General features: G+C 59.2%; 18 protein-coding genes and 1 tRNA gene. 7 read left to right on the top strand and 12 right to left on the bottom strand.

The window, feature by feature from the left end; genetic code table 11:
* Positions 1-378: 378 nt before the first annotated feature.
* The 3 genes from QTL95_RS27140 to QTL95_RS27130 form a co-directional block, all read right to left on the bottom strand.
* Positions 379-3222, bottom strand: coding sequence for a valine--tRNA ligase (locus QTL95_RS27140; RefSeq protein WP_289722933.1), 2844 nt, complete (start codon positions 3220-3222; stop codon positions 379-381).
* A 117-nt stretch (positions 3223-3339) separates the two neighbouring features.
* Complete coding sequence (locus QTL95_RS27135) at positions 3340-4236, bottom strand: PopZ family protein (RefSeq protein ID WP_289722932.1); 897 nt, start codon at positions 4234-4236, stop codon at positions 3340-3342.
* 221 nt (positions 4237-4457) lie between these two features.
* Complete coding sequence (locus tag QTL95_RS27130) at positions 4458-5120, bottom strand: protein-L-isoaspartate O-methyltransferase family protein (protein ID WP_289722931.1); 663 nt, start codon at positions 5118-5120, stop codon at positions 4458-4460.
* Positions 5121-5532: 412 nt separating this feature from the next.
* On the opposite strand from QTL95_RS27130, the gene QTL95_RS27125 reads away from it, so the two are divergent.
* The 6 genes from QTL95_RS27125 to QTL95_RS27100 all read left to right on the top strand — a co-directional run bounded on the left by QTL95_RS27125 (position 5533) and on the right by QTL95_RS27100 (position 8465).
* Positions 5533-5679 (top strand): hypothetical protein, encoded by a 147-nt coding sequence (locus QTL95_RS27125; RefSeq protein WP_289722930.1) that lies wholly within the window; start codon positions 5533-5535, stop codon positions 5677-5679.
* A gap of 147 nt (positions 5680-5826) precedes the next feature.
* Positions 5827-5900: transfer RNA gene (locus tag QTL95_RS27120), tRNA-Cys, on the top strand.
* Positions 5901-6278: 378 nt separating this feature from the next.
* Positions 6279-6683, top strand: a complete 405-nt coding sequence (locus tag QTL95_RS27115; protein ID WP_289722929.1) for a hypothetical protein — start codon at positions 6279-6281, stop codon at positions 6681-6683.
* Between the two features lie 214 nt (positions 6684-6897).
* On the top strand, positions 6898-7122 hold the full coding sequence (locus QTL95_RS27110) for a hypothetical protein (RefSeq protein ID WP_289722928.1): 225 nt from the start codon (positions 6898-6900) through the stop codon (positions 7120-7122).
* A gap of 416 nt (positions 7123-7538) precedes the next feature.
* Positions 7539-7808: a hypothetical protein gene (locus QTL95_RS27105; RefSeq protein WP_289722927.1), complete on the top strand. Its 270-nt coding sequence runs from the start codon at positions 7539-7541 to the stop codon at positions 7806-7808.
* A 387-nt stretch (positions 7809-8195) separates the two neighbouring features.
* Positions 8196-8465, top strand: a complete 270-nt coding sequence (locus tag QTL95_RS27100; RefSeq protein ID WP_289722926.1) for a hypothetical protein — start codon at positions 8196-8198, stop codon at positions 8463-8465.
* Between the two features lie 168 nt (positions 8466-8633).
* Here the strand turns inward: QTL95_RS27100 and QTL95_RS28990 are convergent, their stop codons facing one another.
* From QTL95_RS28990 to QTL95_RS27060, 9 genes are all read right to left on the bottom strand, one after another.
* Positions 8634-8867, bottom strand: coding sequence for a DUF6894 family protein (locus tag QTL95_RS28990; RefSeq protein ID WP_442981361.1), 234 nt, complete (start codon positions 8865-8867; stop codon positions 8634-8636).
* Positions 8868-9013: 146 nt separating this feature from the next.
* Complete coding sequence (locus QTL95_RS27095; RefSeq protein ID WP_289722925.1) at positions 9014-9277, bottom strand: DUF982 domain-containing protein; 264 nt, start codon at positions 9275-9277, stop codon at positions 9014-9016.
* A 204-nt stretch (positions 9278-9481) separates the two neighbouring features.
* Positions 9482-10051: a hypothetical protein gene (locus tag QTL95_RS27090; RefSeq protein WP_289722924.1), complete on the bottom strand. Its 570-nt coding sequence runs from the start codon at positions 10049-10051 to the stop codon at positions 9482-9484.
* 51 nt (positions 10052-10102) lie between these two features.
* Positions 10103-10261, bottom strand: coding sequence for a hypothetical protein (locus tag QTL95_RS28600; RefSeq protein ID WP_336622298.1), 159 nt, complete (start codon positions 10259-10261; stop codon positions 10103-10105).
* Between the two features lie 99 nt (positions 10262-10360).
* Positions 10361-10861, bottom strand: a complete 501-nt coding sequence (locus QTL95_RS27080) for an HNH endonuclease (protein WP_289722922.1) — start codon at positions 10859-10861, stop codon at positions 10361-10363.
* On the bottom strand, positions 10861-11136 hold the full coding sequence (locus QTL95_RS27075; RefSeq protein WP_289722921.1) for a hypothetical protein: 276 nt from the start codon (positions 11134-11136) through the stop codon (positions 10861-10863). Before QTL95_RS27075 ends, QTL95_RS27080 begins: the two co-directional genes overlap by 1 nt.
* Complete coding sequence (locus tag QTL95_RS27070) at positions 11133-12101, bottom strand: peptidoglycan-binding protein (RefSeq protein WP_289722920.1); 969 nt, start codon at positions 12099-12101, stop codon at positions 11133-11135. The genes QTL95_RS27075 and QTL95_RS27070 overlap by 4 nt, the downstream gene beginning before the upstream one ends.
* A gap of 253 nt (positions 12102-12354) precedes the next feature.
* On the bottom strand, positions 12355-12810 hold the full coding sequence (locus QTL95_RS27065) for a hypothetical protein (protein ID WP_289722919.1): 456 nt from the start codon (positions 12808-12810) through the stop codon (positions 12355-12357).
* Between the two features lie 4 nt (positions 12811-12814).
* Complete coding sequence (locus tag QTL95_RS27060; protein ID WP_289722918.1) at positions 12815-14533, bottom strand: hypothetical protein; 1719 nt, start codon at positions 14531-14533, stop codon at positions 12815-12817.
* A gap of 197 nt (positions 14534-14730) precedes the next feature.
* Here QTL95_RS27060 and QTL95_RS27055 point away from each other — a divergent pair, with 197 nt between their 5' ends.
* On the top strand, positions 14731-15042 hold the full coding sequence (locus QTL95_RS27055) for a hypothetical protein (protein ID WP_289722917.1): 312 nt from the start codon (positions 14731-14733) through the stop codon (positions 15040-15042).
* Position 15043: the final 1 nt, after the last annotated feature.

Below are 15043 nucleotides of genomic sequence, written 5' to 3'. Positions count from 1 at the left end.
CTGCGGCAATTGCGATGGCGAGACTGTGACGACCAGAAGTTAAAATGGCAACTTCGTGAACCCATGCGATTGAAATGTGAGCTAACGGATGATTTACGTAAGCAATTGACGAGCACGTCAATATTTCCCTGTTTTAGAAAATAATTTCAATATCCGCTCGATTTTTCAATTTCGAGGAACGTCATTTCCAACGGACGCAGCACATGTAACAATCGCACAACAGTCGGATCTTTCGCGAAAAGCCCGTGGAAAAGCTCCCAATTCGTGGGCATCGCCGCAAATTCAGCGCGTTTTGAAGCCTTTTCGCCCAATCCGACGTGCAAAGGCGCCCGATTCGACATCGGACGCCCTGAAAAATCATACTCCTAGAAGTTGATCTCAGATCGCTTCCGCTACACGCGCAAGGGCAGTGCGGAGGCTCGCCACCTGCCCCTGCAGCTCTTCCAGGCGATCGCGTTCGGCGGCCACGACATCGGGGTTGGCATTGGCGACGAACTTTTCGTTCGACAGTTTGCCGTTGATGCGGGCCATTTCGGCTTCCGCCTTGTCGATCGCTTTTTCGAGCCGCGCCTTTTCCGCGCCGAGATCGATCAGCGAACCGAGCGGCAGGCAGATCGTGGCCTCGGCCACGACGATCTGGGCTGCGCCCTTCGGCGCTTCGTCCGTCTGCGAGATGCTCTCGACACGGGCAAGGCGCTTGATGGCGGCGTCGTGGCGCGAGAGGCGTTCGCGGGTCAGGCTGTTGGCGCCGACGACGACCAGCGGCGCAATGGCCGACGGCGGGACGTTCATCTCGGCGCGAACCGAACGGATGCCGGAGACCAGATCGATCAGCCAGTTGATCTCGTCGGCAGCCGCATCGTCGGCATAGGACGGCGCCGGCCATTCGGCGTGGCAGATCAGGCGGTCACGCTCGACGCCCTCGCCCGCCGTATGCGCCCAGAGTTCTTCCGTCATGAACGGCATGAAGGGATGCAGCAGCTTGTAGATCTCTTCGAGGATATAGGCGGTGCAGGCCTGCGCCTCCTTCTTGGCGCCCTCGTCCGTGCCGCTGAAGACGGGCTTCAGCAGCTCAAGGTACCAGTCGCAGACCTGATTCCAGACGAAACGATAGAGCGCGCCGGCGGCGTCGTTGAAGCGGTAGGCTTCGAGTGCCTCGGTGACATCGCGTTCCGCGCGGGCGAGTTCCGTCAGGATCCAGCGGTTGATCGTCAGGCCAGCGGCTTCGGGCACGAAATGCGGATCGCTCTTGACGCCGTTCATCTCGGCGAAACGCGTGGCGTTCCACAGCTTGGTGCCGAAATTGCGGTAACCGGCGATGCGGGCCGGGTCGAGCTTCACGTCGCGGCCCTGGGCGGCCATGATCGCCAGCGTGAAGCGCAGCGCATCGGCGCCGTATTCGTCGATCAGTTCCAGCGGGTCGATGACGTTGCCCTTGGACTTCGACATCTTCTGGCCGTTCTTGTCGCGAACCAGCGCGTGGATATAGACCGTGTGGAACGGCTCGACGGGAACGCCGTCCTCGTCCTTCATGAAATGCAGGCCCATCTGCATCATGCGGACGACCCAGAACGGGATGATGTCGAAGCCGGTGACGAGCACGTTGGTCGGGTAGTAGCGCTCGAGCTCGGGCGTCTTTTCCGGCCAGCCGAGCGTCGAGAACGGCCAGAGAGCCGACGAGAACCACGTGTCGAGCACGTCATCGTCGCGCGTCAGGATTTCGCCGGGCTGGAAGTTCTCCAGCTTTTCCTCGACCCAGGCCTTCCACGGACCTTCGTGGGCGATGTAGTGCTGGATGGCGGCCTGCAGGGCTTCTTCCTCGGTCTTCTCGACGAAGACCTGGCCATCGGGGCCGTACCAGGCGGGAATCTGGTGACCCCACCAGAGCTGGCGGGAGATGCACCAGGGCTGGATGTTCTCCATCCACTGGAAGTAGGTGTTCTCCCAGTTCTTCGGCACGAAATTGGTGCGGCCCTCGCGAACCGACTCGATCGCCGGCTTGGCCAGCGTCTTGTTGTCGACCCACCACTGGTCGGTCAGGCGCGGCTCGATCGGCACGCCGCCGCGGTCTCCGTGCGGGACCACGTGCTTGTGCGGCTCGATCTTGTCGAGCAGGCCGGCTTCCTCGAAGATTTCGACGATGATCTTGCGGGCGGCGAAACGGTCCTGGCCCTCCAGGCGGTCCCAGGCGCCGTGCAGCGCTGCCGGATGATCGAGACCTTCGAGAAACTCCTCGTTCTCCTTGATCGAGATCGAGGCGTCGATGTTCATGACGTTAATGGCGCGCAGACCGGCGCGCTTGCCGACCTCGAAGTCGTTGAAGTCGTGTGCCGGCGTGATCTTGACGGCGCCGGTGCCGGCGGTCGGATCGGCATAATCGTCGGCGACGATCGGGATCTTACGGCCGACGATCGGCAGGATGACATGCTTGCCGACGATCGACTTGTAGCGCTCATCTTCAGGGTTGACCGCGATGCCGGTGTCGCCGAGCATTGTTTCCGGACGGGTCGTCGCGACGACGATATAGTCGCGCGTCTCGAATTCCGTCGGCTTGCCTTCCTCGTCGAAAGCAACAGGATACTGGTAGGTGACGCCCTCTTCCAGCGGATAGCGGAAGTGCCAGAGGTTGCCCTTCATCTCGATCTGCTCGACTTCCATGTCGGAAATCGCGGTCAAGAGCTTGGGGTCCCAGTTGACGAGGCGCTTGTCCTTGTAGATCAGGCCTTCCTTGTAAAGGCTGACGAAAACCTCGAGAACGGCCTCGGAGAGACCCTCGTCCATGGTGAAACGCTCGCGCGACCAGTCACAGGAGGCACCGAGGCGCTTCAGCTGGTTGAAGATCAGGCCGCCCGACTCGTTCTTCCACTCCCAGACCTTCTCGATGAAGGCTTCGCGGCCCATATCGCGACGGCCCGGCGACTGCTGCTCCATAAGCTTGCGCTCGACGACCATCTGGGTCGCGATGCCGGCATGGTCCATGCCCGGCTGCCACAGGACATCCTTGCCGCGCATGCGCTCGAAGCGGACGAGGACGTCCTGCAGCGTGTTGTTCAACGCGTGCCCCATGTGCAGCGAACCTGTCACGTTCGGCGGCGGGATGACGATGGTGAAGGTCTCGGCGCCCGGCTTGGCGTTGGCGCCAGCGCGGAAAGCGTCCGCCTCGTCCCATTTCGCAGCGATTTTCGGTTCGACGGCTGTGGAATCGTATGTCTTTTCGAGCATTTTGGAACCGGATCTGGAGGTTTTCTGGATGCGGGTTGTAAATAGGATGGCCGCGGGCAAGTCAATAAAAAAGCCGCCCCGGAGACCGGAGCGGCTCTTTGGACAAAGTGTGGTCGATCAGCGGCGCGGGCCGCGCGCCACGCGTTCGATTTCCTCGCGTACGAGACGTTCGACCAGTGTCGGAAGATTATCGTCCAGCCAGTCGCGCAGCATCGGGCGCAGCATGTCCTCGGCGATCTCGTCGAGCGAGCGGCGCTCGGCGCCATCGATGGCGGCCGCGAGCTCTTCGAACGAGCGGGCGATCTGCAGACCGGCATCCTGGGACAGCAGCGCCTGCTGCGTGTCTTCGACGATCTCGGGCATCATGCGCTCGGCGAGCGCCGCGACCATTGCCGGTGCTGGCGCCGGAGCCTCGTGGGGCGGAGCGTAGGCAACCGGCTGCTCGGCCTCGAAAGCGGGTTCAGCAACGCGAGGCTCTTCCACCGGGGTGCGGACGACAGCGACAGTCTCGACAGCAGCTTGCTCCTGAACGGCTGCCGGCGCGGGTTCCGCCTCGACCGGCTGGGGAGCTGAGGTAACGGGCGCGGGAGGTGCGGCTTGCACGATCGGCGCAGGCGCTTCCGGCGCACGCATTTCCTGCTGGCGGAAAGCAGCCGGGACCTCGCGCTGGGGCGGCACGACGTTGCGCTCGGAAGCGGCGCGAACGCGGGCGGCGACGTCGGCGAGCGACATGGCCCGGCCCGTCGCATCCGGCTCTGGTGCGGAGCCGGCGGAATTGGCGGCAATGAAACGGGGATCGGGCTGGGCCGTGGTCTCGGGGAATTCCACACCGGCATAGGCCTCGTCGACCGTCAGGTGGATGTTCGAGTCGCGCTCGTCCTCATCGGCATAGACCGGCGGCAGCGATGCGGAAATCGCCCTGCCCGCGCCTGGCTCGTTGCTTTCGATGATCTGGCGGATGGAGGCCAGAATTTCTTCCATGGACGGTTCACGCGCTACGCTTGGCTGAGCCATATTTATCCCCGTTAGCCTAAAACAACGATCGGACTACGTAGAGATGGGCATCCGAATCACCCTCAGTGTAGGATAGCCGAACCGGGAAAAAAATCATCGCGAATCAAATGAATGCCGCCATGCACAATTTTCTGAGACGCAAAAGCCCCCGGTGAATTCCCGACCAAAAACGAAAACGGGCGCCCGAAGCGCCCATCTCCAAACACCATCCGCCAACAGGCTCAGAATACGAATTCGCGAACCTTGGCGAAGCCGGCAATCGGCTTGACCGAAGCATTGAAGAAGACGTTTTCCGAAACCGCGCCGCGCTCGGCGACGAAGACCGTGGCGCGGGCCGAATTGCCGTAACCCTGGACCGTGACGAGACGGCCGCCATCGCGAAGCTGCGACAGCAGGCTGGCCGGCACTTCCTCGACGGCGCCGGATACGAAGATCAGATCGTAAGGCGCGCCCGCGGTGTTGCCGGCGGAAAACGAGCCCGCGACGACCGACACATTGGCGTAGCCGGCCAGATTGGCCTTGGCTTCGGCGGCAAGCGCCTCGTCTTCTTCGACCGCCACCACGGAGCCTGCGAGAAGCGACAGCAGCGCGGAAACATAGCCGGTGCCGGCGCCGATCTCGAGGACGGCATCCTCCTTCGTTACGGCAGCCAGCTGAAGAAGCTTGGCGAGCGGCGACGGCTGCATGAGGTAGCGCGCGACCTTGCCGTCGACGGCCGGACAGATCTCGACGTCACGGTCGATATAGGACAGTGCCTTGGATTTCTCGGGTACGAATGCTTCGCGCGGAACCGCGAGGAACGCCGTCAGTACGGAATGCGAGGTGACGTCTGTCGTGCGAATCTGGTTGTCGACCATATTTGCGCGTGCTGCTTCGAAATTCATGATGTCCTCTCGCCCGTTGAAAAGCGGCTTTTGTCTGTTGGTCTCTTAATCTCAGGGAAACGGGCTTTCAAGCCACCGCGAACAGGTCCGGCAAGAATTAGGGTCGGAACTTCCGCAGATCGTATCCTTTGTGACAATCATACATGGAACAAAGCGATATCCTGTGATATTATTGCAACCGGAGGAAATGATGAGGAGGAGAAATCATGTCCACCATATTCGAATATTTTTCGCTGTTCGACTTTTTCATCGTCGTGACGCTTGTCGGAATCGTCTGCTGCGGATTGTTCGGCAACGAGACGACCCGCTAAACGATAGGCGATAAAGCTGCGCGCAGGAGCGAAAGCGCGTTCAGGTGCCTGTCAGGTTTACGACACAGACTGGCTGTCCTTGGATTTTCAATGGACGGACAATGGCGCACAAATCCATTCTGCTCGGCAGCCTCTTCGTCGGCGCGTTGCTTGCCGTCATTCTTGTCATACCGTTCGTCAGCGTGGGTGCCCCGGGCGTGGCAATCAGCGGCGTGTCGCCGATGCCGTCACTGCAACACGCGAACTGAGGCAGATACCGGCAGGACCCCCTTGGCGACAACCGTCGGCAGGGCTGCATTCCGCGCGAATTCCAAGAGCTTTTTTCATAACCCCCTTGCGCTCAATTTCTATTCATTCTAAATGCCCGCCAACGCTTGAACGAACAAGCGCCGTGAGGCCTCGTGGCGGAGTGGTGACGCAGAGGACTGCAAATCCTTGTACCCCGGTTCAATTCCGGGCGAGGCCTCCAAAATTTTCCACAACAAAATCAATGATATAACGGAAAACGCCGCACCAGAGTGGCAATTTCCTTGTTGCGCCTTGTTGCGCGCCAGTACCCCTGATTTACAGGCAGCTTCCACTGGTCACGGCGATTCCACGCGACATGAGACGCAACATGCGACATGCTTTTCTGCGAGCGGAGGAGCGCGGCGATGACTGACGAGCGTAAATCTATCTTGGAACACCATCGCTGGAGCAAGAGCGCGATACGACAGGCCGCCGATATAGCCATCGAGAAGGGCGTAACGGTAAAACTCGATCGAGATGGATCTATCACAGTATCGCCTTCTCCGAGCCTATCGGCACCAGATACTCGCGACTTAGAGGCGTGGTAGGGAAAGCCATCATGAGCGGCTCTAGCGAGAATATGCAGCCTCCAGGTGAGCGGCCTAGGCGTGAAATCCGCACCTATATGGTTCGCAGCGATAATGTAATCGAGGAGGTCAACTGCTACCCCCTCGAATTTTACGGAACGTGTCCTCAGGTGGGCGATACCATAATCGGACCTGGACTCGCCGAAACCGGACCGAGAACCTTTCGTGTAGACCGTCGCTTTTTCGTTGAGGAATCTGCGGTCTTCTCTGGCTGGGCGTTGATCTTGGAGGAGATATCGCCGTCTGGCCTTCCAGAGAAGCTTTGGACTGAATGGAACGAAGCCACAGCCTTCTGGGACGACGTTGCCGCCGAGGAGAAGATGGCTTACGAACTGGACGTGGTGGAGAAGGCACTTGGCAAGGTGACCAAGCCATGACACGAGCCGTATTCCGCCTACGGTGAATCCTACAATAGACCGCGCCGACCGGGGCTGCTTTCCTTACGCCAAAGGAGAGCTCCATGGACGCCACCAATCCAAACCACTCGAGAAGGGCAAAGCCGCCCTTGCTGAGTTCGTTAAGGCGCTTGCAAGACGCCAGGCCAGGATAGATTATCAAGCTGCCATAGACGCCCGGAAGAAGGTGAACGTGATGGAAGCACCGAAAGACCCCAAGGAAGCATTGCTCGCCCTGCTAGGGAAGCTGGGAGTTGAACCCGGCTCCTCGATCAACCTCTATGAGATCGGTCCGCCGATGGTCGCTGACGGCTTTATCGAGAACGACATCGTCAATGCCCTCTACGCGTTGAAGGATGAGGGAGTGATTGATCTGCCTGGCAACAACCGGCTACTGCTGGTGAGGAAGGATACGCTTTGACACCGCAGTAATGGCGCGCAGCCCGCGCAATTCTCGATTGCTCTCAGGATCACTAACGGACATGCTGATATAACCGTTAGGTAATTCGCGTGAACTCGCATATACAGTGTTGTCGGCCTATTGTTTCAAGGCAGGGTCGATTGGGAGATTATATGCGCTCTTGCCTCAGGTAGGAGCCGATATGAGCGACAATCGTCTTATAGACAAAGTTGCCCCCGCAGCAGCTACAGCCAATACCAGGCAACCCACTCGGCCGCACCAGAGCAAGCTCCATAAGTACGCCATCAGCGGGGTCCCCACTGGCGAGCGCGTCCTTACAAAGGTCCACTCGATAATCGATTTAAGGCGCAGGCTGGCTGCAAGCCTTCAGCTTTCGCGTTCTGCCCCCATCGAAAAGGCAAGGATGGAAACCAACCATGACTAATGCCTTGCCTTTCGAGCGAATGACGATTGGTGAGAGAACGGTTGTCCTCACCAATCTGGCTCAACATCTCCAAATCTCGGCAGCAATTGCTCAGCGCGACGGCGACCCGATTTGGAAGTTCATGTCAGAGCTAGCCGTGCGGCTGGAAGCAAGCCGCGAGGAGGTTGCAGCTGACCCCCAGCGTGGCAACGAGGTTGTGCGGAAGGCTGTCCGATTGTTGAGTGAATTTGAGCTGCACAGACCCAAAGGTTCGGTCCATTGACCTGTAAGCCCGGCGATGGCGTTGATCACGCGGCTCATGGCTGGGCGCTCCTCGCTTTCAGGCTTCCTGAAATCCGTCCTTTCGGTAATCGCCGCGAAGTCAGGGCGGCGGTGGCAGAGATATGTGAGCACTATAGCATCGGCGTTTTGAACGCGCGAAAACTCCGTGCGCGTGGCGTGGATGGATGCGAGCAATACGATGCGCTTCTCCAAGAGATGGAGAACGCAGTCTCAACCTATATCATGGATTACTCGCGGCGAAATCAATAGCGCGACGGTCACCGTTGTTCGGCAAGGCAGCACTGATGCCTTGTCGCAACAGAGCTAATTCTACCAATAGCGGCATCTTCGTCATCTGGGTACGCTGAGCCGACTCAAGGAGAATGCCATGAAGAAGATGACCGAAGATCAAATCCCCGATTTTGTTCGCGACATTGCAGAGACCGGCTGTGACATCACCGCCGTGCTTGGCACGGGATATGTGATTGGCGACGCCGATCTTTCGCCAGATGAGTACGAGCGTGTGAGGCCAAGACTGAAGGAGATCAACGAACTCTATGGCGAACGAGATCACCTTCTGCACGAAATCGCGGACTACCTCCTTTCCATCGGCAGGTACTATCCGAAGGACCGGGATTTAATACGCTTGCGCAACTGATCCGAGGAGCGAAAATTGTTCGCGACAACTCACGGCTGATCTGCTTTAGTGACAATCGTGAGGGTGACAGCACCACTCTCCTCCTCCGCCATGTATCATGGCGAAGACCTCCACCAAGGCCCGCTACCACCCAGGTGCGGGCCTTGACCTTTTAAGGCCGCGTTCCGCTTAAAATATAATCACAGAGGCTAACGGGAATGTGTGGAGAACGTGGCCTCTGGCATCGCGAATCTCAAGTGCCTTTCCGCCGATTGCTTCCCCACAGCGAATATGCTCCGCGACCAACTCTCGCGCAGAAAGCAAACCTTCTGCCCGCGCTGCGTGAATGTCCGGCAGATCGCTGCCGTCTGGATCTTGCTTAAGCGAACTGCCGCTTCGGATGTCGAAATAATACTTTGACATGACCGCGAAACTATCGCCCACCACAAAGGTTCCGTCACTCCTCCGCTCACGCCGTCATCATCCTCGGAAGAGCTGACGCTTATTCTGCGCAACTTCGCAGCCGCCCTCACTGCTTCGGAGGTGCTGGAATGAGCACGCACGCAATTTTAAGCAGCGATTTTCGCCTCTCCCGCTGCTGCGACAAAATGCGCCCGCGCGTCCTCAAGCGAGCCGTAGTGTTGAATCGCGAGGCGGCAAGCGGATTTGGCGTTTTCATATTCCTGCCCGCGCTCTGCTGGCCATCTATTCAGCATATAGTCAAGCGCTTCTCTTGGGCCATCAATCGTCTCTCTTACTCCGTTACCAATTCGCACAAAAACCGGAACTTCCCAAAGGATGACCTCGGAAAAATCAACTCGCTTCTGGCTCATTTTTCTCCCCCTTGCATTCACGTCAGGCGAGAAAAAAATTTAGAGCGACAAGCCCGTTCGGCAATTAAAATAGTTAAGTCCGCCAATCAAAATTTTCGTGATTGTGGACACCCACCGCCCCTAATTAGCGAGTTTGGCAGCGCATCAGACTAAGGCCTCACGATCGGCGCTCGGTAAAGCGTCTTGTCGCTCTTCCCGTTCGCGTCAACCGCCTTTGGCCTCGATCCGGTCGAGCCTCTGCCGGATATCGTCCCGCCACTGCCCCTCATTGGCGAATATCCGGTCGAGTTCATCGCGCGGAACCATCTTGTCGCGGAGTTCCTTCACCGAGGCGTCTGTGCGCTGACGATCCTCGGCGCTGCGCTGCGTGCGCCAATCCAATTCCTTCTGCGTGACCATCTTCTCTGACAGCGCAGCGATTGCCGTCTGCGTGGTCTCAGCGAGGCGCGAGATCGACGCTTGACTTGTTTCCGCACTCTTGATGATGGCTACGTCGAGACGATCCTGCCCCTTCGACAACGTGCCGTAGAAGAATGCCCCCAGCGCCGAAAGGACGACGAAGCAGACGCCGGCCGCCGACCAGATCACGGGCCACTGCGTTTTGCTGTTGTTGCGCAGCTCGTTCGACAGAGTGCCGATCGCGGAGTTGATCGTCTGGAACCCCGTGTTCATGTTCGAACGGAGATCGACGATATCCTTGCCCTGGTTCTCCACCCGCTCCGACAGGCGAGCCCATGAAGCCATTGGATCGAAGTGGTTGTTGCTGCTGCTCATGACGTCCTCGCTCAACCCCGTATGCCCTTCAAATGCGCATGCTCTGCCATGCTATCGGGCGCCGCCGTGGGCTGCGCACTCGGATGAAGTCCAGACACCGGCGGCACACAAGCCGGCCGCCGTGTCGTCGATTGCGTCCTGATCCTTGGACGTCGCGCCCTTGGCGCCGATCAGCGAAGTGCCGACGATCGACCTAGTTGTCGACGTCATGCTTTGCTTCGACGCACTGACCCTTTGCGAAGTCGTACAGCTGGAGAGCGAGGCCACAAGCGCGACCGCGATTAACATTCTACCCATGAGGAGATACCTTTAGACGTTGTTCAGAAGAACGTGGTCGCCATAGTGCTTTTGCGCAGCTGCATTATAGGCGCGGGCTGCGTCTTCCTGAGTTTGGAAGCTACCAAGCGATATGGTTTTGCCATCCGGCTTTATGTGAGCTCGGATCCTACCTTTTTTATCGACCGATACCCCCAGATAAGGGGAAGCTGAAGTGGCGGCTGATTTTCGACTTTGTCTGTTACTCTTTTTCGTAAGAACCCTGAGATTATTTCTCTGGTTGTTGAGTCCGTCACCGTCCTTGTGGTCTGTTTCGAGCCCTTTCGAGGACGGCAAAATCTCCTTATGCATGTAGACGGTCTTGCACGACCTGCGCCCATCGCCTTGGTAGTAATTTACGCTGCGGATTGCATAAATCTTCGCCGCTGGGCGGTGACTTGCTGGCTGAGCACGCCACGAATATGACGACAGCCGCTCGTAGTCTTCGTCATCTACGAGAGCGATATAGCCGCGCGAAAGTTTGATGGTTTTCATCAGTTTATACTACATGAGTTTGCAGCGAAATCATACAGGCCGCCGCGCTCACTGCACAGACGACGACGAACGCGAGCTTGATCGGCTGCATTGCTGAGTTCTCCGATTGCCTTGTTGGTAGCGGCCGTCGCTTCAGCGGCCTCGATGGCTCGACCACGCTGTTCGGCAGCCGGAAGCCACCAAACAGTGTTCAACGTCGAATAGATGATGAAGACGAGGAGACCGCCCACAACGGCCCCTGCTCCCAGTTTTAGGACGTCGCCGATGCTGGTCATTCTTCCACCGCCTGGCGAATGTCCTTGATTGCCGCGATGATCCACTGGCGCAGGAACAGGCCGCCGACAACGAGGACGGTAACGAAGCCGAGAATGACCAGCAGAGCCCGCCAGTCGAAGCCAGCGAACGCCGCGAGGCTGAGACCGCCACCGCTGAAGGCGCTTGCCGCCCAGCCGAGGATATTGAACTTCTTCTTGACGGTCTGCTCTACCGCGACCGGGACAACGGGCTTTTCCTCCACGACGGGCGCCGCAGAGAACGCCGCCATCTTCGTCGAGGCGCCGGACAGCCCAAGCAGAGCCGTATGCAGCGCTGCACGCGTCTTCGGCCCAGCATCGCCGTCGACATCAAGGTTGGCATTGGCCTGGAACTGGCGAACGCCGTCAGCCTTGTATCCGAGCACAACGAGCGCGAGGCGGACATAGTGATCGACGCGATCGGCAAGGCCGTTGATGCCGCCGTTGATGCGCTTGGTGATCGTCTCGATATCGCCCTGATCCGCCCAACGATTGAGGTTGTTCCTGTCCCAGAACCAGAGCGGCCCCAGCCCTTCCCAAGGATCGGTATTCACCGCGTCGGGCATGCGGACAAAGTCGGGGCAGTTCATGGCGTGCGAGCGGCACCACTCGGTGAAAGCGCGATAGTTCGCCTTTCCGGTGATCTGCATCGCCGTGCGGCCCATGTAGATCTTCCCATCGCCGTCAGCAGCAGGTGTGTTGCCGAGATCCACGCGGGTGTCGTAGCGCTGCTGGGCAGGCGTCGGCCCCCATACCTCGCGGTCATATCGGAAATCACCGCTCTCATGCATGATTTGGGCGTAGAACTGCACCGCTCGATGCGGTCGATCCATGCCGAGTTCAGCGCCATAGCGAGACATCGCCACCAGCACGGAGTTCATATTCTGGGCGTTCACGGCCCCTTTGGCGGCAGCACGAAGATTCGCCGCAGTTACCTGCACGTTCATAGGCATCTCCAAATTCTCGCTTGTTAGTTGGCGCGGCTACGTCCAATGGATGACGTGCCATCTACGGCCAGTTGTGTTTCAATACAGCCGACCCAAATGCGGTCGTTTCTCTTGTAATGCGTCTAGAAGCTCGCCCGCCCCCCGGCGGGCTTCTTGTTGTTGGTGCGCCGCTCGAAAAGCAGGCGTGATGAGCGCAGCAGAACGCGCGCCGGCTAGTGAACCAGCATGAAAGCCTCAAATTTTCAGGGGGGACTTAAGGCCAGGCAACTGCCGCAGAGGCGACGTAGGCGTCAGTCTCAGTTTCAGCAGCCTCGATCGCTGCTTTGGTGCCGAGACGCATCGCCTCGATCGCAGCGCCGATCTGCTGCCAGCCGCGATAAGCGCCATCGATGACCGTCGCCACCTCGATGATCGTCGCGCCGGTGATGCCGATCTCGGCACTCAAGAGCGGGTAATCAACCGGATCCGGATTTTCGTTTTTGGCCACGGCCGCGAGATAGCCCGCCGCCTCCGCCGCTTTCTGCATGTAGGTCATGGCCTGGCCTTCACCAGCCGTGATGTACTTGCGGCGCTCGCGCTCGGCAGCAACGTCGATGTCCACCTTCAATCCGGCCTTGATCACATCAAGCGGTACGATCGGGGCCGGGGGAGGCGTGTATTCTTCTTCATAACTTTCGCCAGTAATGGCGTTGAAAACGAGCTGCTTCATGATGCTACTCCCAATCCACCCAGATTGCAGTGCCGCTCATGGTGGGCGTTCCGGCCGCAGAGCTGACCTGTATTCCGTCTATTTCGGTGCCGGCGAGAACACCCCCAGATACCTCAGTCTTGTGAGGGGTACCGCCCTGCCCGGAAAAGCCTCCTCGAAACTCCCAATCATGCGTCCCGGGGACTCTCGTGAAAGTCACGCTACCGTTCAGGGTCGTTGTGAAGACGCCGGTGTCCAATAGAACGGATGTGTTCAGCGCTGCGGCATTCGAGGAGCCGTTAGCTTGAAAACTAACCATTCCATCGTATCCGGTAACGACATTAGCGCCGGCTGTCCGCACCCGAACCAGACCCTGGGCGGCGGAACTAAACACCACGTTTCTCAGGTGCACAGTGAAACGTGCGACGCCCGCGGGTATTCCGGAATAGGTCACCGCATTCCCCGAAGGAGCGACCGCAGCCCCGACCTTCAGCTTGCTAGAAAGGGCAGCGATAGCCGCTGAAATCTGCGCCGGTGTCGGCATCCCCGGCTTCGTGCTCGTGCCGGCCGTCCAGTCCACAGTCGACAGCGCGCCGCGATACCAAATCACCCGCCAGACACCAGCCCCCTCATACCTTGCCAGCATGAAGTCGTTCGCTGCCGTCGTGATGTTGGCGGCCGTCGGCAGGATAATGTTGGCGTTGTTCGTGAGCGTCAGCGCCCCGGCGAACTGCACAAGTCTGAGTGTCCCGACCTGGATGCCGGCCGCACTGCCCAGAGACGTGATCGTTGTCGTGCCGGTGATGCTGATGAAGAAGCTGGCAGCCGAACCGATATCGGTCGTCGCGGCACTCGCTACCGCTACAGCAGCCTGCACGAAGACGCCAAGGCGGACGGCAAGCCAGGTGAGTTTCTTCAGCGCCCAGCTTGCCGCGCTGTCGGCAATACCGAACTCGTCGGCGTCGACGGGCGGAGACTTTGCGGCAGCCGCGTGAATGGCCGAGGCGATACCGCCGGTTACGGCTGCCGCCGCCTTTTGCGCCCAATGGTACGCCGAGAACTTGTCAGGCCCGGTCGTTACCGGCGTGTCCTCTGGGTTGGTCGCCCACTTCTGCGCATTTGTCTCGCTGATCGCTGCAGATTCCGCGGAATCGTTGGCCTCTTGCGCGGCCTGTTGAGCGGCTCCGGTCGCGGCGTTCAAGTCCGACATCTGGAAAAGAACGGTGAAGCGAGACCCCGTGAAGAGCAGGATATTCTGCCGGCCCGCCGTGAACTCGCCCGCCTCGACGTCAGAGTTGTCTGCGTATTTCGCTGGGTAGGTTCCGACGCCTGACACCTGAATTGTCGCCGGCCCGGTGTTATCGGCCGTAGGGACGAACGAGTAAAGGTTGTCGTTTCGGAACCCAGTCGGCTGTGCGACAACGATGGCATTACCCGTCCCGCCCGTGACCGTCATCAGGGTCACCGCTGCGCGCGCGAAGAGGCGAGAGAACGTCATCGGCGCCCACGAAGAGCCGGTCGCGTCCCACTGCTTGAGCTGCGCCGGGTCGAAGTTCTTGTCGAGCCAAAGCTTGTCCGTAGTCGGCGGGGAAGTGCCGTCGACCATATTGTCGAAGACGCCGGCCGCCCTCAAAGCGGCAAGCACAAGCTCCGACATGCGCACAGATTTACCCGTGTCGCTGGTCAGCGTCAGCCCCGTAAGGAAGAAGCCCCAATGCTGGGAATCGTCGAATTCTGTTGCCATGCGTTTACCTCAAGCCAAGGTTGCCGACCGAGCCGCCTTGCCTTCGTTTGAATTTTGGAGTTTGATCCGCTCAACCAGCGGGGGAAGTCATGCAGAAGTGGATAACGAGGATCGTCGGGTTCGTTGCGGCAGTTGCCCTTTTTGGGCTTATCTCGTTCATCGTGTTCGCCGTTCTCAGTGATTTGTTCGGATCTCGAATGATCCCTCGCGGCATCGGCTGGATTATCGCGCCTATCATGTTTGGTGTGGTGGGAGCGCGATACGCTGAAACGGCGCTGCCCAACTGGATCGTCTGGCTCAAAGAGCCGCATGGCCCCGTCAAATACTACGTTGGCGGTGCCCTGCTGTGGGTGGTGGCGGTCTGCTGCTACCTCTTCATTTTCGACCCCTTCGGTTCCTACTGGACATCAGCAGAATGGGCCTTCGTCTGGAAGCTGATGCTGACGCCGATCGCCTTCGCCGCGCTTTGCGGTCTGGTGCTCCGCTGGCTCCGCCCGAACGCCGGGTAGG

Source organism: Rhizobium sp. S152, assembly GCF_030380735.1.
Classification (GTDB): domain Bacteria; phylum Pseudomonadota; class Alphaproteobacteria; order Rhizobiales; family Rhizobiaceae; genus Rhizobium.
This window is presented reverse-complemented; position numbering and strand designations above follow the sequence as displayed.